This is a genomic window from Paenibacillus sp. FSL E2-0178, from assembly GCF_038593005.1.
Taxonomy (GTDB): domain Bacteria; phylum Bacillota; class Bacilli; order Paenibacillales; family Paenibacillaceae; genus Paenibacillus_AQ; species Paenibacillus_AQ phytohabitans.
The window spans coordinates 3,077,081-3,103,011 of record NZ_CP151953.1 but is presented as its reverse complement, the minus strand read 5'-3'; the positions used below and the strand labels follow the sequence as shown (position 1 = coordinate 3,103,011).

Here is a 25,931-nt window from a genome sequence, read left to right as displayed (position 1 = left end):
AATTCTTGACGCTACCGACAAAAATCCGCAAATAAGCGTGCTGCTGTCCGTTAACAAACTTAGCTTCCCCTCTGTCCCCTCAGCAACGGCGCGGATACGGGGAATTTTCATACAGAAGTGTAACTTTTGGCATTCTCATACGTGGATGGATTAAGGGGGGAGGAGATGGAGCCGAATTCGCTGGATGATCTATATGAGAATTATGTGGCGGACATCTACCGCTATCTGCGCTCCCTCTGCCATGACCACCATGCGGCCGAAGACTTAATGCAGGAGACCTTCTACCGGGCATATCTGTATCTGGAGGATTGCCGGGAAGAGCGGATTAAGCCGTGGCTGTTCCGTGTGGCTTACAATGTCTTCGTGGATTACAAGCGCAAGGAAAAGCGGAGTGTGTCGAAGGATGACGGGTTTTTCAGCGGGCTACCCCATCCCGAGACCACGGAGGGGACTTTGCTGCGTCAGGAACGCTGGGAAGAGACAGCGCTGGCACTTAGCCGTCTGCCGGAGGGGCAGCGCCATGCGCTGCTGCTGCATGATTATCACGGGCTGACCTACAAGGAAGCTGCTGGCATCATGAACGTAGGTTTGTCCCAATACAAGATATTGGTATTCCGCGCCAGGCAGAAGCTGCGTGAGGCGGACCGGAGGAGGAATGAGCATGAGTGAGGACTTCAAAGAACAGCTGAGGAAATATAGTGAGGGAACACTTCCGGAGGAAGAGCGGGAGGCGCTAGAGAGTGAACTGGAGAAGCTGGAGGCTTATCAGCTGTATCTGGAGGAGCAAATGGAGCGGGAAGAGCAGACCAGCGAACGGTGGACCAAGGCGGACCCGGAAGGAGGGGTAGCTACAGGGCTCAAGAAGGCGAAGAGGAAGGCGAAGCGAAGAGAGAAGTCCATTATCCGCCGCGGCAAATGGAAAGCACGGATCACCAACACGTTTACTGTATTTTCGGTGTTTCTGATCTTTACGTTCATAAGCAGCGTTATTACAACGGTCTTCTACAGCACCGGGAGCCGTGGTGACACTTACAGGGATGTGGTGTCATCCGCGATTGCCGTTACCCGTCCCAATACGACGGTGAGACTTTCATCGAACGCGCATTATTTTTTCCGCCTGGAGTTAACCGGGAATCTGCTGAGGCAGGTGGGCGGCGAGAGTATTCAGGTGGGCAACTACACCCAGAATCTCTTTCTGGGAAGGGCCAATCTTGGGAAGTTTAACTGGATGGATGAGCAGAATGCGGCTGCATATGTGTTCTATTATCCGTCTGCGAAGGGCACGGCTGGGAGAGGGGATAACAGCGATCAGTGGAAGAAGCTGGAGAAGCTTCCTGAAGGTACGGTGGCCGAGGCCTATCTGTCGCTGGACCATTTGTATACCACAGATGAGCTGCTCAAGCAATTGGAACCGCTGAACCTTCTGCCTGTCTGGTTCGGTGCAGATACCGGACCTTCAACGAGGGACGATGTGGTCCGGTATCCGCTAGGTTTCCCCTATCAGCCCATCTGGCATGAGGATGATATGAAGAAATCTGAAGTCACTACTACCAAAACAGGCTGGTTCAGTTCTGTCTCCTCCTATAGCAGCGTATCCCCTTCCGTTGAAGAATACGGAAGCGGGGCGCTGCGGGATGAGAATTTCATCAAGACGCTTAAGCTGCTTCAGCAGCATCAGTCGCTCGCGGACAGCGTGGTGTATATTGACCAGCTTGACACCTCCCTGGCCTATCTGGAGCAGAACGGGGTTAAGCTCTATGGAGCCGTTGCTACCGGACCCGTCAAGGAACTGCTGAAGCTGCGCGAGGCTTCCTGGGTCAGCTATATGCGGGTGGGTGAAGTCCGGCTCTGGAATTGGCGGGAATGAGGCTTAGGCCGGGCGCGGCTTGCTTCTAAGTTCGCCAAACCGTACAATTATAAGTACGTAAACTTGAGAAGGTTGATGTGAAATGGCTGAGGAACGTTGTTTACAGCGTTTCTCGGCTATTTTACTTCCAGTATCTCGGGTCATTTTTGAACACTTGGAAATAGGATGGAAATCTACCGGGGTGCCGGCAGGATGACTATAAGAATTAGGAGCTGAAGCAGATGAAGATTGGAGTAGTATCGGATACACATCTCTCAAGCAGGGCCAAGGGGCTGCCCTCCGTGCTTATGGAAGAATTCAGCAAGGTGGATATGATTCTGCATCTGGGCGATTGGGTATCGCTGGAGATCTACGATCTGCTGGCCGGGCTTGCTCCGGTGGAGGGAATCGCCGGCAACAACGATGGATATGAGATCATTCAGCGCTTGGGGGAGAGCAAGATCGTTACGCTGGAGGGCATGCGTATCGGGATGATTCACGGACATGCGCCGTATTCCCGCAAAGGGACGGATGGAAACGCTTTGCTCGCTTTTGAAGGCCAGGAGGTGGACTGTATACTCTTTGGCCATTCGCATCAGCCGCTGATGCGCCGGGAGAACGGTATTCTGCTGTTCAACCCCGGATCACCAACGGACAAGCGGCGGGAGAAGCAGTATTCCTTCGGGCTGATGGACATTGAAGACGGTAAAATCACGGCCCGTCATGTCTTTTATGACTCCAAGGAATAAAGGAAGCTGGGCAGAAGGAGGGGAGAGCCATGTTGAATTTTCGTTTTGAACGGGCAGGGCTTGAGGATGTGGAGGAGCTTGCTCCACTATTCGATGAATATCGCAGCTATTACGGCCAAGCCTCTGACCTGGAAGCTGCACGGGAATTTCTGAAGGCGAGGCTGTCCAATGAGGAATCTGTAATTTTTATAGCAGCAGCCGGTGAGGGTGCGGACAAGCGGACGTATGGAATGGCACAGCTGTACCCTTCCTTCTCTTCCATTACAGTTCAGCCCGTATGGATTCTGAACGATCTGTTTGTGACGGAGGCGCAGCGTGGGCATGGACTTGGCTCACTGCTGCTTGAAGGCGTGCGCGGATTTGCGCAGGGGACAGGTGCGAAGGGACTGACGCTTTCAACGATGACGCATAATACCGGCGCACAGCGTCTGTATGAAGCCCAAGGCTACATCCGGGATGAGAGCTTTTTTACTTATCATTTATTTTTTTAAAGACATAGTTAGTTAGGGGAGTTTACGTGGAGACAAGCAATAAGCTGGCTGTGTTTTTTGATCTGGATGATACGTTGTACGACCATTTGGTGCCTTTCCGGGAAGCGGTGCGCGAGGTGCTGGCGCCAGATGAAGACAAGCTGGATTATGCGGAGCTGTTCTACACCGTACGGCATCACAGTGATTTACTGTGGCCGAAATATCTGCGCGGGGAGCTTGAGCTGGAGGAGACCCGGGTGATGCGGCTGGAGCTGGCTTTTGCCGAATATGGCCTGCCCTTGAGCCGGGAGCAGGCAGCCAGAGTTCAGGCCTCCTATATTGCCCGCCAGTACACGATCGAGATGATCGAAGGCGTGGCGGAGCAGCTTCAGCGCTTCATTGCCCTGGGTCATCCGGTAGGCATTATCACCAACGGCCCGCTGCAGCACCAGATGGGCAAGCTGCGCGGGCTGGGTATAGATAAGCTCATTCCGCCGGAGATGATCTTCATCTCGGATGCTGTGGGTCTGGCTAAGCCCGACCCGGCGATCTTCGCCCATGTCAATAAGATGACGGGAACTGCACCTGAGAACAGCCTCTATGTAGGTGATACATGGGCTAATGATGTGGTCGGTGCGCTTGCGGCAGGCTGGAAGGTATGCTGGTACAACCCGCGCGGCCGGCAGCCGGGGGGAGATCACACGCCAAGCTATATTTTCACCAATTATAAGGAGTTCAGTGAGCTGCCGCTGGTATGACAAAAAAGGTGCCCTCCCCCAAAGGAAGGCACCTTTTCTGCTTGCATACGATGCTGCACATCCATCACTGCGCGGTATCAATCAGCGAAGCTGTACGTAGGATCGGTCAGATTCAGCCGTTCTCTCAGCGAAGAGGTGGCATAAATCTTATTGTCGTCTGTGATGAAGAAGGCATCGACCTTCTCCGGGAGCGCTTCAAGATACTTCATGCCGTCTTCGAGACCCATCAGGAATACACCGGTTGACAAGGCATCCGCATCTGTTGCGTTCGGACTCATAATGGTAATGCTCTTCAGCCCGTTCTGGGACGGGAAGCCCGTCCGCGGGTCCAGAATATGATGGTAGCGCACACCGTCCTGCATGAAGAAGCGCTCGTACACCCCGGAGGCGTCGATAACCTCGTCCGAGATTTTGATGGTGCCCAGCTGGGTACCGCGGCTCTGATCGGGGTCCTGCAGGCCGATATTCCACGGCGAGCCGTTCGGCTTGTTGCCAAGTGCAATAATACTGCTGCCGCCGAGATTGATCATCGCACTATCCAGGCCTTGCGCCTTGAGATAGTCGGCGATCCGGTCAGCGGCATACCCTTTGCCGATCCCGCCCATGTCCAGCACCATGCCTTCTTTGGCCAGCTTCACCGTCTTCGCGGCATCATCCACGATAACATCCTTGTAATTGGTCAGGCTGCGGGCTTTATCAATCGCTGCCTGATCGGGAACATGCTCTCCGCCTTCACCGATTGCCCAGAGGTCAACGAGCGGTCCAACAGTCGGATCATATAGCCCGTCCATTTCTTCGGCATATTTGAGGGAAAGCTTCACGATATCCAGCGTTTCGTCGGATACGGCTACGGCTTCTTTACCGGCTGCCTGATTTACAGCGTATAATTCCCCGTTCTCCTTGGTGCGGCTGAACTCGATGTCCATCCGTTCCAGCATCGCCTGAATATCATCCATATTCTTCTGCTCTACAGTATCACCGAAGACCTTGATATTCACGACCGTATCATAAATATAAAACGTCTGTTCCAGGGACTTCGTATCGCCATCTTTCGTGACCGTTGCACCGCCGGGGGTTTCAGTAGTCGTGCTTTCTTTTCCATTGTTGCCCACCAAGAGCCAGATGCCCACAGCTGCGACGATAACAATGACGAGAGCGGCCAGAATAACGCCAGATTTCTTGTTCTTAAACATATTCCACCATCCATAAAGTTAGTTTCTTGATCACATCTTTATTATCATACCCCAGAAAGAATGGCAAGGGATACTAATTTCATGACATTTTGTGCAGAAGAGCAGCTTGCAGAAAGGAAGCGGATGGAAACTTTTATCAAAAAGTTGTCTTCTTCCCGGTGACATGGTAAATTGATTTGTGACTTAGTGACCAAAAATTAAATTTAGTCAATTTATGGTCGTACAGAAAGAAAGGAGTTTTACCTATGTCCATTGACCGCAAGGCGTTGATCCTGCAGGCAGCGACCCTGTCCTTTGTACAATTTGGCTATAAAGCTACGACAATGGATCAGGTATCCAGAATCGCCAATGTGGGCAAAGGAACGATCTATACTTTTTTCAAAACCAAAGAAGAGCTGTTTGAGGAAATTCTGGACAAGGCTTCGCAGGAATTAATGTCGGTGATGAACCGTGTAGCGGCAGAACAAACGACCTTTGTGCATAATTTGCTTAATCTGCTGGATTCTATTCTGGAATTCCGGTCTGATCATGAGCTATTTGTGAAGCTCGCCCAGGAGGTGCGGGACATCGGAACAGCCCAGGCGCTGGAAGGTGTTAAGCGGATGGAGGCATACGCGCTGGATTTCTTGAGACAGCAGATTGAGGAAGCCATCGGCAGCGGTGAAGTGAAGCCCTGCGATTCCAGTGTTGCGGCATTTATGATTCTGCGAATGTACCTGGCGCTCACGACGGAATGGAACAAATCCCATGAGCCGCTGGACAAAAACCGGATTAAAGAGCATATGATCCTGTTCATTTCAACGGGGATTCTACTATAGTGTAGGTGGACAAATTAGAGAATTATTGTAATAACTTAACAAAGTCCGCCTTTCCCGGTTGAGCGGAGTCTGCCTCCCGTCTATAATGAGAGCGTCTTCATATATACCGGAAAGCGAGCTGATCCAAGTGAAGAGCAATAACAATGATTTTACCGGCGGCAGAATAGAAGGTCCTGCGGCCCCCAAAGATCCGGAGGAGAGAAGAGGCGGCTTCTTCGTCATGTTCGAAACAGCGATCGAGGCGACAGCCAGAGCGGAGGGCAGTCCATCCCAGGAAGTGTATCTGGAAGGCAATTATCTGACGGATAAGGCAAGATACATAGGCGGGATTACGGATGAGGGGATGCTGGCGCTTCTGACAACCTGGGCCGGGTTCCGTGAGCTGGTGCATAGCATCGGGGTGTCCGTGAAGACCGGGACCGGCAGTGAAGGGGGAAAAGTCTCCTTTCTTATGCAGAACTGGGGCAGAAGCAGCAAGTATGAGACAGGAACGCATCTGCGTGTCCCCTGTCCCGTGGACGGGACGGAGGTATTGCTGAAGCTGGAGGAGGCCATGTGGTCCGGGGACGATGTAAGTCCCGGCAAATTCGCTTTTGAATTTAGCCGTGAAGGAGAGCTGGCAACGGCGAGTATTATTTTCTATTTGAATGACGGCTATACTGCGCCAGAAGCTACAATGGAAGCTCCGGTTGCCTTCGGTTCGCTGGAATACCGCGCAATGATTGCTAAGTCTCTGCTGCATTCGGGCAATAATTACCGGCTCAGAACAGCTATAGACAAGGCAATCAAGGGGGAGGATGTCACCATTGCTTATATTGGAGGGTCCATCACCCAGGGTGCAGGGGCTAAGCCGATCCACACCGGATGTTATGCCTACCAGTCTTATTTGCAGTTCAAGGAGCTGTTCGGTAAGGACGGTGGTGAGAATATCCATTATGTGAAAGCCGGAGTAGGCGGGACGTCTTCTGAGCTTGGAGTGATCCGTTATGAAAGAGATATTCTGCGGGAGGGTGCGGTAACGCTGGACATCGTGGTGGTGGAATTTGCAGTGAATGACGAGGGTGATGAAACGAAGGGCAATTGCTTCGAGAGCCTTTGTCTAAAAATCCTGTCTGACCCGGCCCGGCCCGCCGTGATTCTGCTGTTCAGTGTGTTTGTGAATGACTGGAACCTTCAGGAACGGCTCGCTCCTGTGGGCAGGCACTATAACCTCCCGATGGTCAGCATCAAAGATGCGGTAACCGGACAGTTCCGTCTGAGCAAGACTGAGGGGAACGTCATATCGAAACGGCAATTTTTCTACGATATTTATCATCCTGCTAATGACGGACACCGGGTAATGGCAGACTGTCTGGGTTATTTATTCTCCGAGACCTGCCGGTCGCTCCGGGACGAAGAGGATATTACAACCGCTAAACGGCCGGTTCTCGGAAATGATTATGCGAATATACGGCTGCTTGACCGCAAGAGCCTGACAGGTCTCAGCGATATCAGGGTGGAAGCTGGAGGCTTCGGGGCAACCGACACGGATTTGCAGCGGGTAGAGCTGGATGCCGATCCCTTCGGCACCCCGGAATTTCCGCATAACTGGCTGCATACGGCAGCATCCGGTGAGGAGAGCTTCAGGCTGACCCTCACCAGCAGCAATCTGATCCTCGTATACAAGGATTCGGGCAGCCCTGATTTTGGCCGGGCAGATATCTTTGTCGATGGCAGCCTTGTGCTGACTGCTGACCCGCATGTGAACAGCTGGACGCACTGCAATCCGGTCATTCTGTACCAGAATGAGCAGAGTCAGCAGCATGTCATTGAGATCCGCATGGCGAAGGAAGATAAGGATAAATGCTTTACGATACTGGGCTTCGGTTATACTGTGTGATGGTTTAAGAACTGGCACATACAACAGGACTGAAGAAGTGAGTTCATTCAAACAATGCAGCAACTTATGTATTCAGTCCAAGTGGAAATTCAGGATAGTTGTATTATGTACAATTAAAACCTGCGAAAAGGGTTGCTTCCGTCTTATAACTGCAGTCTGTACAACTAAATCTGCCCGAATCGGACAGAACCCTCTATAACCGGCATTTTAATTGCACGAAATACAACTAAACGGATAATGGGTTGGTAATCAGATGATTTAGTTGTACAAAGTACAATTAAGCATATCGGATACCGTAATCCGATCATTGTAATCCGGTCACCGCAAACCTTCAGTAGTGGCGGAGGAGAATTTTGGAACTGTAGGAGCGACAGCGTCCGCCTTTGTCAGCGGATTTCCACCGCGAACAGCGGGTTAAATTCAAGAAATCTGCAGACGGGCAGCGGCCGGATGGCCAAACATTCTCATTCTCTGGAGTCACGGCAATCCCATAATAGAAAAAATACAAGTTCAATCTATATAGGTTGAATCTGGCGCTATTAGTCCAGCATAAATTCCCTGTATTTATCCTTACGGGGGTTCAGTACGAAGAGAATTCCGCTGGCATAGCCCGAGACGGCATTGAAATTCCGCTTGAGGGTAGCTTTGCCGGTTAAATAGGTCAGTGTCCACAGCAATGCGGCATAATTCTTCACCGGTGCCTTGCGCAGATTAAGCAAATAATAATGATTCACTGCAGTAGCCCGGGCCACCCGGCCTGCCTTGTCGCGGGAGCTGGGAGATTCATGATGCATAATCTTCATCTCCGGGTTGATGACAAGCTTGCCGTATCTGCTGGCCAGATGGCACATATAGATATCGTCAGCCACCGCGTAGCTGGTCATCCAGGGGTAAGGCTTCATATCCTGCAGCGCCGACGTCCGGAAGGACATATTGCAGCCATGGAAGAAATCCGTCTCAAAAATATTCTCGGTCTCCCCCCACAGCAGCAGGGAGCCTGCCAGTGTGCTTGCCGACAGCCTGCCGGGTGAAGCCGACATCTGGCAGGTCAGCCTGCCGAGCAGTTTGCCGGACCTGCTGCTGGAGAGGCCCTTGGCGATGCCTCCAACTCCGGCAATGGACGGGTCCGAAGCGTAGGTGTCCAGCATCCGGCGGATGTAGAGCGGATCATCCAGCTCGGCATCGTCATCGAAGCTGAGCAGAATCTCACCGTCGATAAGCCCCAGGGCTTCATAGCGGGAGAGCCAGACGCCGGGTTTGGTTTTGCGGTAATAGCGCAGCTCGGCTTGAGGCATACGCCCCAGTACCTTGCGGAAATACTCCAGCACTTTCTCCTCAATCTCGCCGTCATCCACAATCAGCAGTTCTATTGAAACATCCTCCAGCTCTGTCTGCCTGCCGATGGATTCAATGCACAGGGTCAGATCGCTGATCCGGTTGCGTGTAGGAATTACTATAGACAGATCATGCATACCGCTGACTCCTCCCGGGACGTCCTAGACTGTCCGCTTTATTTTTAGATTACAATGCACCGAAAGTACGTGTTGATCTAATTTTACTCCCCCTTTTGTAGGCCGTATATACCACTTTGGTTTACTTTTATTTAGTACAGTTGCGCTTATAATAGAATTAATTTCAGAATGTATATGCTTTCAAAACCTAAGCGGACGCTTCCGAAGCAGGTTTTGTACGAAGTAGCATCTGAAGAAGCAGAGCTAACAAAACTTTTAGGAGGGGACGTTATGCATGTCGGGATCTTTATGCATACCAATTACTTTGAAGATTTCTTCGTAAAGGGTCTGGGTCTCAGTGAAGAGGAATATGTACATTCGTATCATAACGATTTTTCTTTCGACTATGCGCGTCTTCTGCAAACCAAGGGGATCCGCACGACCATCTATAATTTCACCAGGGTTGGGAGTGAGGTCCGCACCTATCAGCACGGAATTGTGGATTGTACAATTAAGTTTATCCCGGTGGGCATGCTGTATAAATGGTATTCCGTTATTCCCTTGTCCCACCGGACACCGATCGGCAAATTCGTATCACAATATATATCTACGATTCAGAGAGACCTGTGTGATATTCTGCGGGGAGACGGAATCAGCCTGATCTATGCCCAGGAATATGCTTCCGGACGGTTTGAGCGGCTGGCTGCCGCTGCGAAGAAGCTGAGCATCCCGATCATTGCCGCCTACCACGGGGGCAGCATCCATAAGTGGATTCTGCCGATCAAGAAGCATACGCTTCATAAGGCAGCATTCATGACTACGCTTAACGAAGATGAGCAGAACAGCATGGTGCGCCACTTTCCGCATCTGGAGGGGCGGATCCGGCTGCTGCCGAATTTCGTGAATTCGGCGATCTTTTACCGGCGGGATAAGGATGAGGCGATAGCCGCGCTGGGGCTGGACCCCGGCTGCAGATATATCATTACCGTTGGACGGCTGTTTGAGCATCAGAAGGGCCATTCACTGCTGGTGCAGGCCATGGAGCAGCTGAAGCAGCACCCTGACCTTAGAATATTGGTTGCCGGCGGCGGTCCGGATGAACAGAGTCTGAAGGATCTGATCCGGGCCAAGGGGCTGGAGGACCGCTTCATCATGCTCGGTACAATCCGCAACAAGGATATGCTGGCCAGCTATTACAGCGTCTCTGAGCTGTTTGTGCTGCCTTCGCGTTATGAAGGATTGCCGCTGGTTATCCTGGAAGCCGGGGCCTGCGGTCTTCCCACCGTTGCCTTTAATGTGATGGGGGTCAGAGGTCTGGTACGCCACGGGGAGAGCGGACTGCTTGCTGAGGGGCTTGACCCGGCTAAACTAGCTGCATCCCTGGATCAGCTGCTCGGCAATCCTGATATGTGCCGGGAGATGGGGGAAGCAGCGCTGCAGATCGTCCGCTCTGATTATTCGGAAGAGATTATCGGAGCCAGACTCTACAATCTGCTTCAGGAGAGCTTAGGGCTTGATCCGTCCGCACCGCTCTTCGGTGAGGGGTATGCTCCGGAGTTAACGTCTCCCTTGTAGACCGCTGTCTTATTGTTGTGCCGTTGTGACTGAGGCCGCGGCTGCCGGAATACGGCGGATGGTCACTCCTCTAATTGGCGAACCCGTTGCAGATCCGATGCTCTGCGACTACATAGAAGCCTATAGCTGCTGTATACCTGCATAGAAGCCGATGGCGGCTATTCAGGCATGCAGCAGCTTGTTGCGGAACGGGGGCGTTTTTGGGATAGCTGCCGCATACATAAACAAACCCGACGTAAGCAAGTATTCAATCTGCGAGTGATTCAACCCGGAATCTTCTCTGAACAATGGAACGCCTCCCTAAATACATCTGCGGACTTGATATGGAATTTACCTGCCGTCTAATCACCGATAAGTCAATGTAATGATCCATAAGCACCGGTACAACGCCATCTGCATCCCGGCAGAAAGTTTGTTTGTAATTTTCGGTTTTTAACTATATAATAGTAAGTGACATGTAAGACTCGTCGATTGTAGGACAGCGTTGCATCCAATACATTTCAGGAGGAATTCCCATGAGAATAGATATATGGTCCGATTATGCCTGCCCGTTCTGCTATATCGGCAAAAGACGGCTGGAGCACGCCCTGAGCCAGTTCCCGGACCGAGACAAGGTGGAGGTCGTATTCCGCAGCTTCCAGCTGGATCCGAATGCGCGCAACGACGAAACGAGAGATATTCACGATATTCTGGCTGCCAAATACGGCATGACCCGTGACAAAGCTAAAGCTACGAACGCACAGCTCGCCGAACAGGCGCAGGGTGTGGGTCTTGAGTTCAACTTTGATACGGTCCAGTCGACCAATACGTTCGACGGTCACCGCTTAAGCCATTACGCGGCTACAAAGGGTAAAGCCCCGCAAATGACCGAACGGCTGCTGCGCGCGTATTTCACCGACTCGCTGAATCTCGGTGACCGCAAGGTACTGGCTGAGCTGGCCGCAGAGGTCGGACTCGATCAGGCTGAAACGGCTGCGGTGCTGGAGAGCGACGCTTATGCTGATCAGGTAAATGCAGATATTGATGCAGCCCGGCTGCTGAATATCACCGGCGTGCCGTTCTTCGTCTTCAACAACAAATATGCGGTGTCCGGCGCGCAGCCGGGTCCGGTATTCACCGAAGTCCTGGACACCGTATGGGCCGAAGAGCAGAATACCCCTGTGCTCCAGGTAGTCGGCAAGCCGCAGTCCAAGGCAGAAGATGCTGACGGCTGTGATGATGGCTCCTGCAGCATCTGATTCCGCTTAGGCAGACTCGCACACAAATACCCCGCTGTATGGATTCTCTCCATGCAGCGGGGTATTTCGTTTACCTATTCCGGGCCACATAACAGTACTATCTGAACGAAGTTACAAGGCTCGATAACAGCGTGCGCACATCATGCTGGTATTCCTTGATCGGCTCCACCGGACGGTTAATGCCGAACAGGGTGTAGACGGCAATTCTGGCTGCACGGACGGAATATTCTTCCGTGAAGACCACATCGTCCGGGATTTCGCAATATTGGCCGACAAAGGCCAGGTTGGTGGAGCCTTCAGGCACAACCTGCGGCCGGTCGCTGTTCAGTCTTGGCATGAACTGGGACGTAATGTACGGCATCATGCAAGGAATGCAATTGGCAGTAGCCATGATCTCTTCCTTATGCGTCTCGAAATGCAGATGGCCAATCAGCTCCTGCATGATCTCTTCGCCGGTACAGTCGCACATTTTCTTGTGGACATAATCGCCGACCTTGTCCGGATACAGTCCGTAACCCCAGAATACCTTGACATGCTCTGGCTGGTTACGGAAATGCGGCTGGAAGGCCAATACAACGGACATCAGCCAGCTGGAATCCTTGAAGGTCACAAGTGCGCCGGTGCCGGCCCGGTTGCGGGTGAAGTCTTCCATCAGGTCGAAGAACCTCGAGTCCTGGAAGGTAACCGTGAAGGATTCCCATTTGGACTCGTCCACATGATCGTCGAAGGACGAAGGATTGCCGAGACCCGGCTTCTTGGCGGCGATATTCTCCCACAGCTTCCACGAGCTGCCTTTGCCGTTCAGGCGCGGCGCCGAGGTCATCGAGCCGAGGCTGGAGCCTTCGGTCATCGAACCGTTGGTGATAATCACACGGTCGCCTTCGTTAATCTCGATCACGTCTTCCACGCCTTGACGGGAGACCTTCATTTTCGTAACGGTAATGCCGTCGCCTTCTTTGAATTCCAGATCGGTTACCGTACATTTTAACGTGAAATCTACGCCAAACGGCTCCAGATACTGGTGCAGCGGCAGAATAATCGAATCATATTGATTGTAAGGGGTGCGGGTTACGCCTTCGAGCGTCTGAATTCTCGGGAATTCATGAATGAAGCGGATCATATAGCGTTTCAGCTCAACCGCACTATGCCAAGGCTGGAAGGCGAAGGTAGTCGCCCACATATACCAGAAGTTGGTGGTGAAGAAATGCGGTCCGAACCAGTCGTTAATCCGCGCTTTGCCCATTTTGGCTTCCGGAGTAATGATCAGCTTGCCCAGGGCCAGGCGGTCAGCCATATCGAAGCCCATCGAATTGACATCCTGAAACTCACCCTTGCTGTCCACCAGGCGCGCCTTGGAGCGGGTTGGATTGGCATCATCGAACTGTGTGATTTCTTCCCGCAGCGTCAGCCCCGGCTGGTCAATCGATGGAATCGTATTTAGAAGTTCCCATAGGTTCTCATAGGTTTCGTCGTTCAGCATCCGGCCGCCGCGGATTACATAGCCGTGCTCCTCACTGCCTGAGCCGTCATTGCTGCCGCCGAGGATCTTCATCTCTTCAATAATGTGAATGTTCTGTCCGGGAAAACCACAGTCTCTGACGAGGTATGCCGCACCCGCAAGTGATGCAATTCCGCCTCCGACAAAATACACCTGCTCGTTACCGTACTCTTTTTTCACTGATTGTCGCCTCCATAGGTTTGCTTGATTGCTGTACCTGAACCGAGTGTAATATAGCGCCGCTGTGGAAGGTATCATCAAAAGTCCGCGAGTGTATGAAATTTGGTCATATGGAGCAAAGTGTATAGTTTTTGGACAGGAAAATAACCCCAAAACATATTATTCCATTAAAAAAGCCGCAACCCGGAGGGTTACGGCATCGCCTGTTCATATTTATGCAGCGCCTTGAGGAAGTTCCCTTCGATCAGCACGCTGAGCTTCTCAATCATATGCTTCGGCTGATCCTTCATACCGTCGCGCATCCACTGAATCACAAGCCCGGTGAAGGCCAGCGTGTAGAAGTTAGCGATAAATTGCTTATCCTCCAGCCTGATATCCATCCCGGCGGCCAGCTCGTTAATGACTCCCATGATCAGATCATTAGTTACTTCATACAAGTAGGCATCGAGATGTGTCCGTCCCAGTGAGTCCAGCGTGTTGCAGCAGAAGGCTTTATTGCTCTCGATATAGCAGAAAATCCGGTGAAATCCGTCCGTCCACGTGCTGTAGCTGCGGTACTGGGCAATACTCTCGACCGCCTCAGTCTTGTAGATCCAGCCCAGGAGGTCAAAGATATCCTGAAAATGATAATAAAAGGTCTGCCGGTTCACTCCGCAGTCGTCGACCAGATGCCTGACGGAGATTTTGTTCAGCGGAATATGTGCCATCAGCTCTTTCAGGGAGCGGGCGAGCGCATTTTTGGTCAGCAAGGAATTGGACATCAGGGTCATCAGCTCCTCTTGTAATCCGGTATAAGGGTAGGGTCCGGCCAGCAGAAGGCTTCAGCGTCTGCGCATATATTGAACAAGCAGCCGGCTGCCTTCCACAAGCAAACCAAGGACGAAACCACCCGCCGTGAACAGGAGAAAAGACAGAAAGCCCGCAAGATCCTCCCAGCCTGACATATCGCGGGAAGTGTAAATGAACATCAGGCTGATCCCGAGCACAACGCCTGCGGTCGAGAATATCCACACCAGCCGGGCGCCATACCATCCGAAGCTGTTAATAATGCCGGAGAGCATGATGGAAAGGGCAGCCCAGCGCAGCAGGAGCAGAAGATTGAAGCCCTCGCCGAGCAGCACGAACCGGTGCAGAATCAGCAGCAGCCACACAATCAGCGCATAACTGACATACCACCAGAGCCAGCGGCCTATCCGGGCAGGAGGCAGAAAGTTCATAAGCAGTTCACCCCGCCTTAAGAATTATACCTCCTCCAGTTCCCCGGCGCTTTGCAGCAGGAACTTCAGCAGGTTCGGAATATCTTCCATCTGTTCTTCAGTGATTTGTCGCTTGAACTGCAGTTCTATGCAGTTATTGTACGTATCGCCTTCCTGGCCGTAGCGGAAGCTGAGGGACTGGACAGGCTGGAAATCCGGCCCCCAGATCGTAGACAGAATCTTCTCCGCCGCTGGACACTGCACGTTCACATCGTCAATCTCCATATAAAAGCGTAATAGAAGAGTGCAACCGGGATCACTCCCCGGTGTTTCCATAATTTCGTCGCTCAGATCCTTCACCGAAGATTGCAGCATAATTTCAGAGGTTACATTATTGCCTTCAGTCAATTTGAAGGAGAGACTGAACTCCCGTGACATCAGCGCGAGGTTCAGCAAATCCGACCGGTCCGTCACGACAAGGATTCCATCCAGATTATCATAGTCGTAGATCTGGTTCTCAAAAGCAATTTTAATATTGTCAAATACAGTAGGATGGAACAAGAGCGGCACCTTCTAACGTTTCTCTGTATTGTACCATGACGCGGAAAAGAGTGAAAATTAAGAAAACATAGTTGACAAGTAGGCATTATGTGAATAAGATGATTACCACAGTATGTGAGGTTTTTGTAAGAATTTTAAATAGTTTGGCAGAATTGTACATAGGGCAATCATCGTTGCTCACAAAAATCCAAAGGCGTCTTAAGCCGCCTATAAAGTGGGGTTTTCACATTTGAATAGTTAGTTTTAGCTGCATTCATGGGGGATTTTATTTACAGACAAAGGGTTGTGAATGGTTATGAATTTGGATTGGGAGTTTATCGCCGAGAGCCTGCCGCTGTATGGTGACGCGATGTGGCTGACCTTGAAGCTGGCCTTCTGGGCCATTCTGTTCTCGCTGGTGCTGGGACTGATATTCAGCGTTATCCTGTATTACAAAGTGAGGGGCATCAGCTTTATTATTCAAGCTTATATCGAGCTGTCGAGGAATACCCCGCTGCTTGTACAGCTGTTCTTCCTATACTATGGCTTGCCCAAGGTCGGCCTTCGGATGAGTGAGGTCACCTGTGCCATTGTCGGGCTGACCTTTCTGGGAGGCAGTTATATGACCGAGGCCTTCCGCGGCGGAATGGAGGCTGTAAGCAGGACACAGGTGGAGTCAGGACTTAGTATCGGATTATCCCGGACCCAGCTCGCCAGATATGTCATTCTTCCGCAGGCTTTTGCCATCAGCATTCCTTCACTGGGAGCGAATGTGATTTTTCTGCTCAAGGAGACCTCCATTGTCGGAGCAATCGCCTTAATGGATCTGATGAATGTGGCGAAGGATCTGATCGGCATGCATTACAAAACAGCGGAATCCCTGCTGCTGCTGGTGGCCGCTTATCTGATTCTGGTGCTTCCTCTGTCGGTTGTGCTGAGCTGGCTGGAAAGGAAGGTAAGATATGCAGAATTCGGGGATTGAGGTACTGTTTGAAGGCTCGAACTTCGAGCGTCTGCTCGGCGGTCTGCTGGTTACCATTGAAATTTCGTTTGTTTCCATTGTGATCGGGACGGTACTGGGCATAGTGATGGGGCTGCTACGGACGCTGAATGTGAAGCCGCTGCAGGCATTGCTACGGTTGTATCTGGAGGCCTTCCGGATCATACCGATTCTGGTCTGGCTCTACGTTGTGCATTTCAGCTTCACGCCTCTATTAAATATCGACATTAGTGGTGAGACGACTTCCATTCTCGTGTTCAGCCTGTGGGGAGCGGCCGAGATTGGCGACATTGTGCGGGGGGCGCTGCAGTCCATGCCGAAGCATCAGGAGGAATCGGGTGCAGCGCTGGGACTCAGCCGGGTGCAGCTGTACCGGTATATTCTTATCCCTCAGGCTATCCGCAGAATGGTGCCTGGCGCCATTAACCTGGCGACACGGATGATCAAGACCACCTCGCTCGTTGTGCTGATTGGAGTGATAGAGGTTGTGAAGATCGGGCAGCAGATCATTGAGCTTGGGGTCATCAAAGCGCCAACCGCTTCGTTTTGGGTGTATGGCTTCATCTTTATCCTGTACTTTGCCGTATGTTTCCCGTTATCCCGTATTTCCCGGAGAGTGGAACGCAGATGGCAGAATTAGCCGTTAGGAAGGAACGATAATTATGACAAATACCGGCGAACTGTTGCTGGAGGTAGAAGGTCTGCAGAAAAGCTTCGGAGAACGGCTGGTTCTAAGCGGCATTGATCTGCAGGTAGTTAAAGGGGAAGTAACAGTTATTCTCGGCCCGTCCGGCTGCGGAAAAAGCACGCTCCTGCGATGTCTTAACGGACTGGAGCCTGTACAGGGCGGAAGAATCAGCTATAGTGGCCAGGATCTGGCCGGGCCGCAGGTGAATTGGCGTGAAGTCAGGCAGCGCATCGGGATGGTGTTTCAGAATTATGAGCTGTTCCCGCATATGACGGTGCTGGACAACATTCTGCTCGGACCTCTCAAGGTGCAAAAGAGAGAACCGAAAGAAGCGCGGCAGCAGGCTGAGCAGCTGCTGGACCGGGTCGGGCTGCTGGACCGCAAGGATGCCTATCCCCGGCAGCTGTCCGGAGGACAGAAGCAGCGGATTGCGATTGTACGGGCGTTATGTATGAACCCCGAGATCATGTTATTCGATGAAGTAACAGCTTCGCTTGATCCTGAAATGGTGCGCGAAGTGCTGGATGTTATTCTGGGGCTTGCCGAACAGGGCATGACGATGATTATCGTGACCCATGAAATGGGCTTTGCCAAGTCTGTAGGTGACCGGATCGTATTTATGGATCAGGGCAGCATTTGTGAGATCGCGGAGCCGCAGCAATTTTTCACCCAACCAGCGACAGAGCGTGCACAGCACTTTCTGGATATATTTCAGTATTAAAAATCATAGAAAACAGGGGATGAAGAGGAATGAGAAAAGGGATGAAATGGGCAGTATCATTTATGGCAGCGGGTTTATTGCTGGCGGGCTTAACCGCTTGCGGTAATTCGGATAACAAGGATAATAGTGCAGGGTCGGCATCATCCAAGTTTGCTTCTATTGAACAGCTGAAGAAGGACGGCAAGGTCCGGATTGGTGTTTTTGCGGATAAACCGCCATTTGGATATGTGGATGCCGACGGCAAGAATCAGGGCTTCGACGTCTATATCGCCAAAAGATTCGCCAAGGACCTGCTCGGGGATGAATCCAAGGCGGAATTCGTTCTGGTCGATGCGGCCAGCCGCGTCGCTTACCTGGAATCCAATAAAGTAGATATCATTATGGCTAACTTCACCGTAACGGATGAAAGAAAAGAAAAAGTGGATTTTGCCAATCCGTATATGAAGCTGTCCTTCGGGATCGTATCCCCTGACAGTGCACCGGTTACTTCGATTGACCAGCTGAAGGAGAAAGGCCAGAAGCTTATCGTTGCCAAAGGAACCACAGCAGAAACTTACTTCACCAAAGAGTACCCGGACATTGAGCTGCTGAAATTTGACCAGTACACAGAGATCTTTGCAGCACTCAAAGACGGACGCGGTGCAGCGATTGCCAACGATAACACCGAGCTGATCGCCTGGGCGAAGTCCAATCCCGGCTTCACGGTAAGCATCCCGGCGTTTGGCGGACAGGATACGATTGCCCCGGCAGTAGCCAAAGGCAACACAGAGCTGCTGAACTGGATCAATACAGAGCTTGAAACCATCGGTAAAGAGCAATTCATTCATCAGGCCTATAACGATACATTGAATGAGGTCTATGGAGAAGGCTATACTGACGAGCTGGTAGTTGAAGGCGGTAAGGTAGAGTAATTTGGCCGCGCTATGGCGTCAGGTCTGAGGAACTGGTACGAGATCAGATAGTGAGCATGAAAAGGCACCCTTATGGGTGTCTTTTTTAGGTGAAAGAGGATTTCACAGGATGGTAATAGAGTTAAGCAGACTAATCCTATATACTAAGTTTAAAATGGAATGACAGCCATAATAAGAAGGGGGAGTGCCGGATGAGTTACAGCTATATATCACATTTGGAATGTCCGCAATGTGGAGAACACTATAGTGCTGATGCTGTGCGCCAGCTCTGTACATGCGGATCACCGCTGCTGGTGCGGTATGATCTGGAACGATTGAAGAGGGAGTGGTCGAAAGAGGATTTGAGCAGCAGGAATCCTGATTTATGGCGGTACCATGAGCTGCTTCCGGTAGTGGAGGAGGGCTATGTGGTCACACTCGGTGAAGGGATGACGCCGCTGCTTGCACTGCCGCGTCTCGGAGAAGACTATAGTATCTCTACATTGTTAATGAAGGATGAGAGTCTGGTGCCAAGCGGCAGCTTCAAGGCACGCGGGGCAGCGGTTGGTGTCTCGAAAGCGAAGGAGCTTGGCGTAACGGGGCTTGCCATGCCGACGAACGGCAATGCCGGAGCAGCATGGGCGCTTTATTCGGCAAGGGCGGGCATTGAGGCAACGATTGTGATGCCGCAGGATGCGCCGAAGATTACGCGCAGCGAAGTGGCGCTTGCCGGAGCGAAGCTGTATCTGGTCAACGGCCTGATCAGCGATGCCGGTGCGATCGTGGCCCGGGAGGTGGCGGATAAGGGACTGTATGACGCCTCCACCCTGAAGGAGCCTTACCGCATCGAAGGCAAGAAGACGATGGGGCTGGAGATTGCCGAGCAGCTTGGCTGGGAAATGCCGGATGTAATTCTCTATCCCACCGGAGGCGGAGTCGGATTAATCGGCATTTACAAAGCGCTGCAGGAGCTGCAGGAGCTTGGCTGGGTGCAAGGCCCGCTGCCGCGGCTGGTTGCCGTGCAGGCCGAAGGCTGTGCGCCGATCGTGAAGGCGTGGGAAGAGAAGGCCGAGCGTTCGCAGTTCTGGCCGGATTCCGCCACCGCCGCCTTCGGCATCAATGTGCCGAAGGCGCTGGGCGACTTCCTGGTGCTGAAGGCCGTCTATGAGACGGACGGCGTGGCAATCGCTGTCTCTGATGCGGAGATGAGCATCGAGCAGGAGAAGATTGCCCGGCTGGAGGGCTCGTTCATCTGTCCGGAAGGTGCCGCCGCCTTCGCCGCTGCGCGCAAGCTGGCGCAGTCTGGCTGGATTCGGCCGGAGGACCGGGTGGTCGTGCTGAACACAGGCGCGGGCATTAAATATCCCGACTCCGTGCAGACCGATCCGCCGTTGCTGGAGATCGGGGAGTTTATCTAAGCCGGATGATTGCGGGACTGGCGGAATACATCAATGCCTGTACACTGGATTCTTTAGCGGCGGAGTGGAGGCTTCTTGGGAAGCACTGTAGACGCTGTAAATATAAATGTTGTACGTTTTGCAACTTTGATTGATGGATAGCCGGGTGATCGGGAGGATTGTTGTATGAAATACAAGAATAATCCTGCTGAGCCGCTTGAAAAAGGTGAAATGCTGCAGCTGTACAACAATAGTGGTTTTTGGGCCGATAGGAGGAGGGGAATGTTGTATTATGTGCAGGATTTCATAGAACGGTGCCCGATCTCTGCCACAGCAAGCGGATGAATCGAATCGGGGAGAATTCCCGAAAGCGACAAATGAGAGGCATAAATGCCTCTCATTATCCTTTAATTACGCGAATAAATGTGTCTGGAGTGGAATCAAACTCTAGTAACTGACAAAGAAATTAGCCGGGCTTAATCAGTTCGTCGGCGCAGGTGCAGTATACTTCAGGAATGTCTTTGGAATCGGACTCTCAAAGGTGAGGATATCCCCGGTAGTCGGATGAACGAAAGAGAGCACGCGGGCATGCAGTCCGAGACGGCCGACGGCTTTGGTCTCTGCGCCGTATTTCTTGTCGCCGGCGATTGGATGCCCGATGTCTGACATGTGGACACGGATCTGGTTCTTCCGTCCGGTCTCCAGGTGGACTTCCAGCAGGGAGAAATGGCGGTTGGCCTGGATCAGCTTATAACGGGTTACGGCATGCAGCCCGTCCCCTTCATGCGGACTGGAGTACATCTTCAGCGTAGACGTCTCCTTCAGCCAGGAGCTGATGGTGCCTTCGGATTTCTTGACTGCGCCTTCCACCAGCGCCACGTAGGAGCGTTCCTTGACGGTCTCTTTCCAGCTGTTCTGCAGGGACTGCTGAATCGCCTCGCTTTTGGCAAACATCATGACTCCTGAGGTATCACGGTCCAGCCGGTGTACCACAAAGACGCGGTTCTTCGGATTCGTCAGGCGCACATGCTCCATCAGTTGGCGGTAAGCTGTCAGTTCATTGTCTTCTCCGGTAGCAATCGACAGCAGTCCGGCATCCTTCTGAATGACGATGATATCATCATCCTCATGGACGATGGTCAGGCCGAGCATTTCTTTGGCTTCTGCATGCTTCTCCTGATCAATCGTCACGGTCTGGCCGGGATGGAGCTGATGGTTATGCTGGGTTACCGGCTTGCCGTTTACCGATATCTGTCCCCGGGACAGCATTGACTTGACCGCATTCCGTCCCTTATTCGTAATCGTCTTAAGCAGATAAGGCAGCAGCTCTGCGGGCTCGGACACCGTATAGGATTTTATCTGGGCAGGTGTTTTGGTTGTTGTTGTGGCAGGTGCTCCCGGTCTTGTCCCCGGTTTATGGTTAGAGGTCTTGTTCCCTTGATTTCTGGTTCCTGATTTAGGCTGGGCCTTGGAGGCTGCTGCGGGCTTCACGCCCCGCTTGGAACCCTCTTTGGGATTTCTTCTTGTATTCATGCCTGCATTCTCCGTCCTGTAATATTGTACTCCTCAATATACCATGGGCCGTGAAGAAATACTACGGAGGGTGCCGGGACAGCTAGACATAAATGATCAGCCCGATAAGGATAGCCAGAGAGATGGCGCCGTAGGCCCATCCCAGAACCATTGCGTATTTTTTCTCCCGGAGCCAGCCTTTGCTGTTGTAAATCCGGGCATCTACCGCCAGCAGCATCAGTGTGGAGACGAACAATATAATAACCAGACTTCCGAACAGGCGGACCATGCGGATCGCTCCCTTCTAAATATAGATACATGAACTTAATGACTGGTTATTGGTCTTTCAGTCCCACTCTCCGGATATGAAGCTTCATTTGAATGTCTACCTCAGTGCTGCTATACAGGCTTTCCCAGTCATCTTTGTCATGGATATGCTCTTTCCAGTAGGCAGGATGGTGACTCCGGATCATTTCGCCCATGCCAAAAATATCGGAGTGATCCTTCTGGGTCTGCTTAACCAGTCCGGTCAGTATGCTTCTGACCTGTTCTTCGAAATCCCGTTCAATTTCCTGCAGCTTGGCGGATGAGTCGACAGGGATATTGCTGCCATAATGCTCATCGAGATCGGCCTCCAGGAAGACCTGATACGACAGAAAAGGTTTGCCGTCCTTGATGTAGCTCCGCGTCCGGGTGAACCGCTCATTGATTTTGGTCATGACGATTCCCATCTTATTGGTATGAAAGAGGGTAGAATAACCTCCCGGGTCGATTCCCTTGAGTGCCATGAAGCCGCCGATTTCAATCGGATCGGTCTTGTTGACCATTCTTCCGCCGCTGAAATAAGCCAATCCTTTGATCAGGATATTATCTCTATTGCGCAATGCGACATAAGGCAAGTACGCGCTCTGGCCCCACTTGGTATCCGCCGACCAGAATGTGCCGATATAATCCCGGGGGAACTTCCCGGAGGACACCGACTTCTCCATCATGGACAAAATATATAGTGTGGGCACACGCTGAAGCGGCGGATTCACATCCATGAAATCAGAAGCTTTGCCTTCGGAGACCAGCAGCCAGGTTCTGCGCCGGATTTCCGGATTGCGCCGGAGATAGTCATTGAGCTCCTCGAGATTGCCCCGGGCGATATCCTCGCTAATGATAATGATCCGCAGATGAACCAGATAACGCGGGTCGGCGATCTGCTGCTGCAGATTGTTCATGGCATCGTCGAGTGAAATGCCGCGTACACTAACCACCCAGACCGGGCTCGTCTTGTCGTCACCCGGGTTTCCCCCTCCGCTTCCGGGGCCAAGGGGCACTCTGCCGGGAACGGCAATCTGCGCGGTCACACTGATCATTTCTGCCGGCAGATGATCATCGTGAATGTGGGTGACTTCGTCTCCTTTCTCTGCCTCTTTGGCTGATACCTTATCAATGGACAACCCGAGTACAAGCGCCCGGTCTTCAATTTCCACCTGATCCCAGCAACCGCTTAGAACAGTGGCAGCCATAGCCAGCATTAGGATTAGGGCGAATGAGCGCGGAAGCCTTCTGGTCATGAGGAGGCCTCCTTCCCGGCGCGCCGGATGAAGTAGGCTATCCATAGCAGCAGCGGATAGCCAACCATCAGTGCCATTCCGGCATTGCCCAGGTGAAGGATCCATTTATAGGCCTCGAAGACATTGGGGGGCAGCATCGCCAGAGCAAAGATCAGCGGCAGCAGCATACTTGCGGCCATACTCTGATCACGGAGAGCGAACAGGTTCTGCATCAGGTAGGCGGATATGTAATACGTAGTGTACACCGTTGTATAGACCGAAATGACCCAGATAATGATGAAGATGGCATCCAGCCGTTCAAGAAAACCCTCACCAAATGCTGCGGAACGCGCCATTTCCAGCGTGGGATAGATCAGCAGCTTGGTCTCCTCCGCACCAAACATTCCCACAGAGGCGATCACGATCAGCACATAGATGGCACCCGACATGATTATGGCCAGCGCTCCAGCGCGGAATGCGTGCTTAGGCTTTTCCATGAAAGGAATCAGCAGTGTAATTACGAAGGAGCTCTGGAACAGATAGCTTGCCTCCCGTGCACCATTCCAGAATTCGAGGGTAGGTGACATTAGAATGGGCTGCAGATTAAGGAGATCCACGCTTTTCAGCGAGATGAGGATCGTGAGTACGATAGAGCCGACAATCAGCGGCAGGTAGAAAAAATGGATATACGAGAACTTCACAACATTGCGTCTGGAGGAGAGCAGGCTAACGAGCAGCATCAGAAAAATGGTGGCTTCAATTGGTGTTTTTTTATACAGCACGGTTGTGGCGACATCTCCGAACTGGCGTGTAGTGATCCCTGTCAGCGTAATAAACAATATCAGAATTACCGCGGTGAAGACGGTGGCTAGCGGACGTCCGATCAGCCTGCGGCTGAACACAAAGAGGGACTCTTTGGGGAAACGCTGGCACAGGGAGGCGAGCAGCCAATAGCTGAGGAAAGACAGGACGACGCCGCTGAATGCGATGAAGGGCGCGCTGCTGTTCCCGGCTAATGCCATGTAACGGGGGAAACTGAGAATCCCGACACCGATAATGGTGCTACTGATGACGGCGGCTGCGCGCAGCGTTGTGATCTGCCGGAGATTGTTCACTGGGTTCACCTTCCTGCCTGAGGATCTGATCTACATGTACTGCGGGAACATTGCGGGACAGCCTGTCATTATTCTGGGCATGCAGGAAGCTCGGACGGCGGCGCATCCACCACAGCGGCACACGTACCAGCGTATCCTTCAGGTCACGCCATTTGCCGGGTATGAAAGGGGACATATACGGGACGCCGAAGGATTCCAGGAACAACAGATGGTTCAGAATGAGAATCGTACCGATCATCACACCGTAGAGACCGAACATTCCGGCCAGTATAATCAGCGGAAATCTTAGCATCCGCAAGGCAATAGCAGCATTATAGGCTGGAGTGGCAAAAGAACCGATGGTCGTCAGCGCCACAATCACCACGGTAATCGGACTGGCGAGTCCGGCACCTACTGCTGCCTGTCCAATCACGAGAACGCCCACGATGGATAAGGCGCCGCCGATCATCTGCGGCAGACGGATCGTAGCTTCACGCAGCACCTCCATGGAGACCTCCATGATCAGTACCTCCAGAACGGCAGGAAACGGCACACCTGCTCTTCCGCCCGAGATAGCCACAGCGAATTCCGTCGGCATTAATTCGGGATTAAACGAGATCACAGAAACATATAACGCCGGGAAAAAAAGTGAGAAAGACAGCGCGATAAGACGGATTATGCGGATCAGGCTGCCCATAATGAAACGCTCTGTGTAATCATCTACCGTCTGAAAGAACTGGTTGAACAGAGCAGGGACGATTACAGCAAAGGGGGAACCGTCGACAAGCATGGCAACCCGCCCTTCCAGCAGAGCGGCAACCGTCTTGTCGGGCCGCTCTGTGCATTGTACCTGCGGGAACGGAGACAGCGGCTGGTCTTCAATGAACTGCTCAATGTATCCGGCATCAAGAATGCCGTCGGTATCAATCATTGAGATTCTGCGCATCGCTTCAGCAACGAGTCCGCTGTCGGCAATGCTCTCGATATAGCATAAGGCCACCCTCGACTGGGTACGGGTTCCGATCGGGCTGATTTCAATCCGGAAATCTGTGCTCTGAAGCCGGTAGCGCAGCAGGGAGAGGTTGTTCTCCAGCTTCTCGACGTATCCTTCACGGGGTCCGCGGATGACCTGCTCGGTCTGCGGCTGCTCCACGCCGCGCATATCAATCTGGCGCATATCGAGCACAAGGGCTTCGGGCACTCCCTCTATCAACAGAATCAGCTCACCCTTCACGGCAGCGTCCGGCAGCACGGAAATGTCTGTAGTGGTTGTTCCCTGAGTTACCTGGACGGCTGTGCTCCAGATATAATGGATCATACCGGCCATATGCTCCGGAATTTCCTTATGCCCGGTGGGCCCGGCCATTAAAGGTTTAAGGACATGCTCGCGCACCTGCTCTGTATTAACCAGTGAAGAGAAGAAGAGCATTACGGCCTGGTGGGCTCCGAAGAGCTGGAAGTCGCGGACTACGAGGTCGCCGTTGTCGCCGAGCCGTGCCTGAAGCGCTTGTAAATCAGCCTGCAGATTTCCTGTAAGCGGACTTTTGTCAGACTCCGGAGGAGAAGCTTGCTGCTGCTTATGCACATAAGCGGTATATTTATCTTTCCAGGCTTGCAAATGGCGGCCTCCTTAGCAGTACAATTCGAATGTATTTCTATAAAGTGTTGCTTGATCGCGTGATTTTTATGTAAATTTT

At 52.2% G+C, this 25,931-nt stretch carries 27 protein-coding genes; 15 read left to right on the top strand and 12 right to left on the bottom strand.

Annotated elements, in window-relative coordinates; translation table 11 throughout:
* The first annotated feature begins 165 nt into the window (after nt 1–165).
* From MHI42_RS13490 to MHI42_RS13470, 5 genes are all read left to right on the top strand, one after another.
* Entirely contained in the window at nt 166–669 is a 504-nt protein-coding gene (locus MHI42_RS13490) for a sigma-70 family RNA polymerase sigma factor (protein ID WP_342424117.1), read from the top strand.
* Entirely contained in the window at nt 662–1,867 is a 1,206-nt protein-coding gene (locus tag MHI42_RS13485) for an anti-sigma factor (protein WP_342424116.1), read from the top strand. Before MHI42_RS13490 ends, MHI42_RS13485 begins: the two co-directional genes overlap by 8 nt.
* A gap of 221 nt (nt 1,868–2,088) precedes the next feature.
* Complete coding sequence (locus tag MHI42_RS13480; protein ID WP_342424115.1) at nt 2,089–2,595, top strand: metallophosphoesterase; 507 nt, start codon at nt 2,089–2,091, stop codon at nt 2,593–2,595.
* 29 nt (nt 2,596–2,624) lie between these two features.
* Nucleotides 2,625–3,086 carry a GNAT family N-acetyltransferase gene (locus MHI42_RS13475; RefSeq protein ID WP_171717643.1) on the top strand — a complete coding sequence of 154 codons (462 nt, stop codon included), beginning with the start codon at nt 2,625–2,627 and terminating at the stop codon, nt 3,084–3,086.
* Nucleotides 3,087–3,112: 26 nt separating this feature from the next.
* Nucleotides 3,113–3,823 (top strand): HAD-IA family hydrolase, encoded by a 711-nt coding sequence (locus MHI42_RS13470; RefSeq protein ID WP_171717642.1) that lies wholly within the window; start codon nt 3,113–3,115, stop codon nt 3,821–3,823.
* A gap of 77 nt (nt 3,824–3,900) precedes the next feature.
* Here MHI42_RS13470 and MHI42_RS13465 read toward each other — a convergent pair whose 3' ends face one another.
* Complete coding sequence (locus tag MHI42_RS13465; protein ID WP_342424114.1) at nt 3,901–5,016, bottom strand: FAD:protein FMN transferase; 1,116 nt, start codon at nt 5,014–5,016, stop codon at nt 3,901–3,903.
* Between the two features lie 245 nt (nt 5,017–5,261).
* On the opposite strand from MHI42_RS13465, the gene MHI42_RS13460 reads away from it, so the two are divergent.
* Entirely contained in the window at nt 5,262–5,834 is a 573-nt protein-coding gene (locus MHI42_RS13460) for a TetR/AcrR family transcriptional regulator (RefSeq protein ID WP_039299874.1), read from the top strand.
* An 85-nt stretch (nt 5,835–5,919) separates the two neighbouring features.
* Nucleotides 5,920–7,713, top strand: a complete 1,794-nt coding sequence (locus tag MHI42_RS13455) for an SGNH/GDSL hydrolase family protein (protein WP_342424113.1) — start codon at nt 5,920–5,922, stop codon at nt 7,711–7,713.
* A gap of 539 nt (nt 7,714–8,252) precedes the next feature.
* Here MHI42_RS13455 and MHI42_RS13450 read toward each other — a convergent pair.
* Nucleotides 8,253–9,185, bottom strand: a complete 933-nt coding sequence (locus MHI42_RS13450; protein ID WP_076242430.1) for a glycosyltransferase family 2 protein — start codon at nt 9,183–9,185, stop codon at nt 8,253–8,255.
* 270 nt (nt 9,186–9,455) lie between these two features.
* Between MHI42_RS13450 and MHI42_RS13445 the strand changes: the two genes are divergently transcribed.
* Nucleotides 9,456–10,739 carry a glycosyltransferase family 4 protein gene (locus MHI42_RS13445; RefSeq protein ID WP_342424112.1) on the top strand — a complete coding sequence of 428 codons (1,284 nt, stop codon included), beginning with the start codon at nt 9,456–9,458 and terminating at the stop codon, nt 10,737–10,739.
* A gap of 162 nt (nt 10,740–10,901) precedes the next feature.
* On the opposite strand, the gene MHI42_RS13440 is transcribed toward MHI42_RS13445, so the two are convergent.
* Entirely contained in the window at nt 10,902–11,027 is a 126-nt protein-coding gene (locus MHI42_RS13440; protein WP_342424111.1) for a hypothetical protein, read from the bottom strand.
* A 227-nt stretch (nt 11,028–11,254) separates the two neighbouring features.
* Between MHI42_RS13440 and MHI42_RS13435 the strand changes: the two genes are divergently transcribed.
* A complete protein-coding gene (locus tag MHI42_RS13435; protein WP_342424110.1) occupies nt 11,255–11,977 on the top strand; it encodes a DsbA family oxidoreductase in 723 nt (240 codons plus the stop codon).
* A gap of 97 nt (nt 11,978–12,074) precedes the next feature.
* On the opposite strand, the gene MHI42_RS13430 is transcribed toward MHI42_RS13435, so the two are convergent.
* From MHI42_RS13430 to MHI42_RS13415, 4 genes are all read right to left on the bottom strand, one after another.
* Nucleotides 12,075–13,733, bottom strand: coding sequence for an oleate hydratase (locus tag MHI42_RS13430; RefSeq protein ID WP_342424109.1), 1,659 nt, complete (start codon nt 13,731–13,733; stop codon nt 12,075–12,077).
* A gap of 113 nt (nt 13,734–13,846) precedes the next feature.
* Nucleotides 13,847–14,416: a TetR-like C-terminal domain-containing protein gene (locus tag MHI42_RS13425; protein WP_042140838.1), complete on the bottom strand. Its 570-nt coding sequence runs from the start codon at nt 14,414–14,416 to the stop codon at nt 13,847–13,849.
* A 60-nt stretch (nt 14,417–14,476) separates the two neighbouring features.
* Nucleotides 14,477–14,872, bottom strand: a complete 396-nt coding sequence (locus MHI42_RS13420) for a hypothetical protein (RefSeq protein WP_342424108.1) — start codon at nt 14,870–14,872, stop codon at nt 14,477–14,479.
* Between the two features lie 24 nt (nt 14,873–14,896).
* Nucleotides 14,897–15,421 (bottom strand): hypothetical protein, encoded by a 525-nt coding sequence (locus MHI42_RS13415; RefSeq protein WP_305954179.1) that lies wholly within the window; start codon nt 15,419–15,421, stop codon nt 14,897–14,899.
* 286 nt (nt 15,422–15,707) lie between these two features.
* Between MHI42_RS13415 and MHI42_RS13410 the strand changes: the two genes are divergently transcribed.
* From MHI42_RS13410 to MHI42_RS13385, 6 genes are all read left to right on the top strand, one after another.
* Complete coding sequence (locus MHI42_RS13410) at nt 15,708–16,373, top strand: amino acid ABC transporter permease (protein WP_039299936.1); 666 nt, start codon at nt 15,708–15,710, stop codon at nt 16,371–16,373.
* Nucleotides 16,354–17,031 (top strand): amino acid ABC transporter permease, encoded by a 678-nt coding sequence (locus tag MHI42_RS13405; protein WP_342424107.1) that lies wholly within the window; start codon nt 16,354–16,356, stop codon nt 17,029–17,031. The genes MHI42_RS13410 and MHI42_RS13405 overlap by 20 nt, the downstream gene beginning before the upstream one ends.
* A 22-nt stretch (nt 17,032–17,053) precedes the next feature.
* Nucleotides 17,054–17,800: an amino acid ABC transporter ATP-binding protein gene (locus tag MHI42_RS13400; RefSeq protein ID WP_342424106.1), complete on the top strand. Its 747-nt coding sequence runs from the start codon at nt 17,054–17,056 to the stop codon at nt 17,798–17,800.
* 29 nt (nt 17,801–17,829) lie between these two features.
* Complete coding sequence (locus MHI42_RS13395) at nt 17,830–18,711, top strand: transporter substrate-binding domain-containing protein (RefSeq protein ID WP_171717633.1); 882 nt, start codon at nt 17,830–17,832, stop codon at nt 18,709–18,711.
* Between the two features lie 191 nt (nt 18,712–18,902).
* Complete coding sequence (locus tag MHI42_RS13390) at nt 18,903–20,108, top strand: threonine synthase (protein WP_342424105.1); 1,206 nt, start codon at nt 18,903–18,905, stop codon at nt 20,106–20,108.
* A 165-nt stretch (nt 20,109–20,273) separates the two neighbouring features.
* On the top strand, nt 20,274–20,432 hold the full coding sequence (locus MHI42_RS13385) for a hypothetical protein (RefSeq protein ID WP_342424104.1): 159 nt from the start codon (nt 20,274–20,276) through the stop codon (nt 20,430–20,432).
* A gap of 135 nt (nt 20,433–20,567) precedes the next feature.
* Here the strand turns inward: MHI42_RS13385 and MHI42_RS13380 are convergent, their stop codons facing one another.
* From MHI42_RS13380 to MHI42_RS13360, 5 genes are all read right to left on the bottom strand, one after another.
* Nucleotides 20,568–21,620, bottom strand: a complete 1,053-nt coding sequence (locus MHI42_RS13380; protein WP_342424103.1) for an RluA family pseudouridine synthase — start codon at nt 21,618–21,620, stop codon at nt 20,568–20,570.
* Nucleotides 21,621–21,702: 82 nt separating this feature from the next.
* Complete coding sequence (locus MHI42_RS13375) at nt 21,703–21,888, bottom strand: CLC_0170 family protein (RefSeq protein ID WP_171717630.1); 186 nt, start codon at nt 21,886–21,888, stop codon at nt 21,703–21,705.
* Between the two features lie 46 nt (nt 21,889–21,934).
* Nucleotides 21,935–23,161, bottom strand: a complete 1,227-nt coding sequence (locus MHI42_RS13370) for a Ger(x)C family spore germination protein (protein ID WP_342424102.1) — start codon at nt 23,159–23,161, stop codon at nt 21,935–21,937.
* Complete coding sequence (locus MHI42_RS13365; RefSeq protein ID WP_171717628.1) at nt 23,158–24,255, bottom strand: endospore germination permease; 1,098 nt, start codon at nt 24,253–24,255, stop codon at nt 23,158–23,160. Before MHI42_RS13365 ends, MHI42_RS13370 begins: the two co-directional genes overlap by 4 nt.
* The gene (locus MHI42_RS13360; protein ID WP_342424101.1) at nt 24,203–25,852 is read right to left on the bottom strand and encodes a spore germination protein; all 1,650 of its coding nucleotides are present in this window, start codon (nt 25,850–25,852) and stop codon (nt 24,203–24,205) included. The genes MHI42_RS13365 and MHI42_RS13360 overlap by 53 nt, the downstream gene beginning before the upstream one ends.
* Between the last annotated feature and the right edge of the window lie 79 nt (nt 25,853–25,931).

Bases quoted from the DNA above. Each gene is read 5' to 3' on its own strand.
- MHI42_RS13490 (WP_342424117.1), top strand. From the start codon at position 166: ATGGAGCCGAATTCGCTGGATGATCTATATGAGAATTATGTGGCGGAC.
- MHI42_RS13485 (WP_342424116.1), top strand. From the start codon at position 662: ATGAGTGAGGACTTCAAAGAACAGCTGAGGAAATATAGTGAGGGAACA.
- MHI42_RS13480 (WP_342424115.1), top strand. From the start codon at position 2,089: ATGAAGATTGGAGTAGTATCGGATACACATCTCTCAAGCAGGGCCAAG.
- MHI42_RS13475 (WP_171717643.1), top strand. From the start codon at position 2,625: ATGTTGAATTTTCGTTTTGAACGGGCAGGGCTTGAGGATGTGGAGGAG.
- MHI42_RS13465 (WP_342424114.1), bottom strand. From the start codon at position 5,016: ATGTTTAAGAACAAGAAATCTGGCGTTATTCTGGCCGCTCTCGTCATT.
- MHI42_RS13460 (WP_039299874.1), top strand. From the start codon at position 5,262: ATGTCCATTGACCGCAAGGCGTTGATCCTGCAGGCAGCGACCCTGTCC.
- MHI42_RS13455 (WP_342424113.1), top strand. From the start codon at position 5,920: ATGAGAGCGTCTTCATATATACCGGAAAGCGAGCTGATCCAAGTGAAG.
- MHI42_RS13450 (WP_076242430.1), bottom strand. From the start codon at position 9,185: ATGCATGATCTGTCTATAGTAATTCCTACACGCAACCGGATCAGCGAT.
- MHI42_RS13445 (WP_342424112.1), top strand. From the start codon at position 9,456: ATGCATGTCGGGATCTTTATGCATACCAATTACTTTGAAGATTTCTTC.
- MHI42_RS13435 (WP_342424110.1), top strand. From the start codon at position 11,255: ATGAGAATAGATATATGGTCCGATTATGCCTGCCCGTTCTGCTATATC.
- MHI42_RS13430 (WP_342424109.1), bottom strand. From the start codon at position 13,733: ATGATACCTTCCACAGCGGCGCTATATTACACTCGGTTCAGGTACAGC.
- MHI42_RS13425 (WP_042140838.1), bottom strand. From the start codon at position 14,416: ATGTCCAATTCCTTGCTGACCAAAAATGCGCTCGCCCGCTCCCTGAAA.
- MHI42_RS13420 (WP_342424108.1), bottom strand. From the start codon at position 14,872: ATGAACTTTCTGCCTCCTGCCCGGATAGGCCGCTGGCTCTGGTGGTAT.
- MHI42_RS13410 (WP_039299936.1), top strand. From the start codon at position 15,708: ATGAATTTGGATTGGGAGTTTATCGCCGAGAGCCTGCCGCTGTATGGT.
- MHI42_RS13405 (WP_342424107.1), top strand. From the start codon at position 16,354: ATGCAGAATTCGGGGATTGAGGTACTGTTTGAAGGCTCGAACTTCGAG.
- MHI42_RS13400 (WP_342424106.1), top strand. From the start codon at position 17,054: ATGACAAATACCGGCGAACTGTTGCTGGAGGTAGAAGGTCTGCAGAAA.
- MHI42_RS13395 (WP_171717633.1), top strand. From the start codon at position 17,830: ATGAGAAAAGGGATGAAATGGGCAGTATCATTTATGGCAGCGGGTTTA.
- MHI42_RS13390 (WP_342424105.1), top strand. From the start codon at position 18,903: ATGAGTTACAGCTATATATCACATTTGGAATGTCCGCAATGTGGAGAA.
- MHI42_RS13385 (WP_342424104.1), top strand. From the start codon at position 20,274: ATGAAATACAAGAATAATCCTGCTGAGCCGCTTGAAAAAGGTGAAATG.
- MHI42_RS13380 (WP_342424103.1), bottom strand. From the start codon at position 21,620: ATGAATACAAGAAGAAATCCCAAAGAGGGTTCCAAGCGGGGCGTGAAG.
- MHI42_RS13375 (WP_171717630.1), bottom strand. From the start codon at position 21,888: ATGGTCCGCCTGTTCGGAAGTCTGGTTATTATATTGTTCGTCTCCACA.
- MHI42_RS13370 (WP_342424102.1), bottom strand. From the start codon at position 23,161: ATGACCAGAAGGCTTCCGCGCTCATTCGCCCTAATCCTAATGCTGGCT.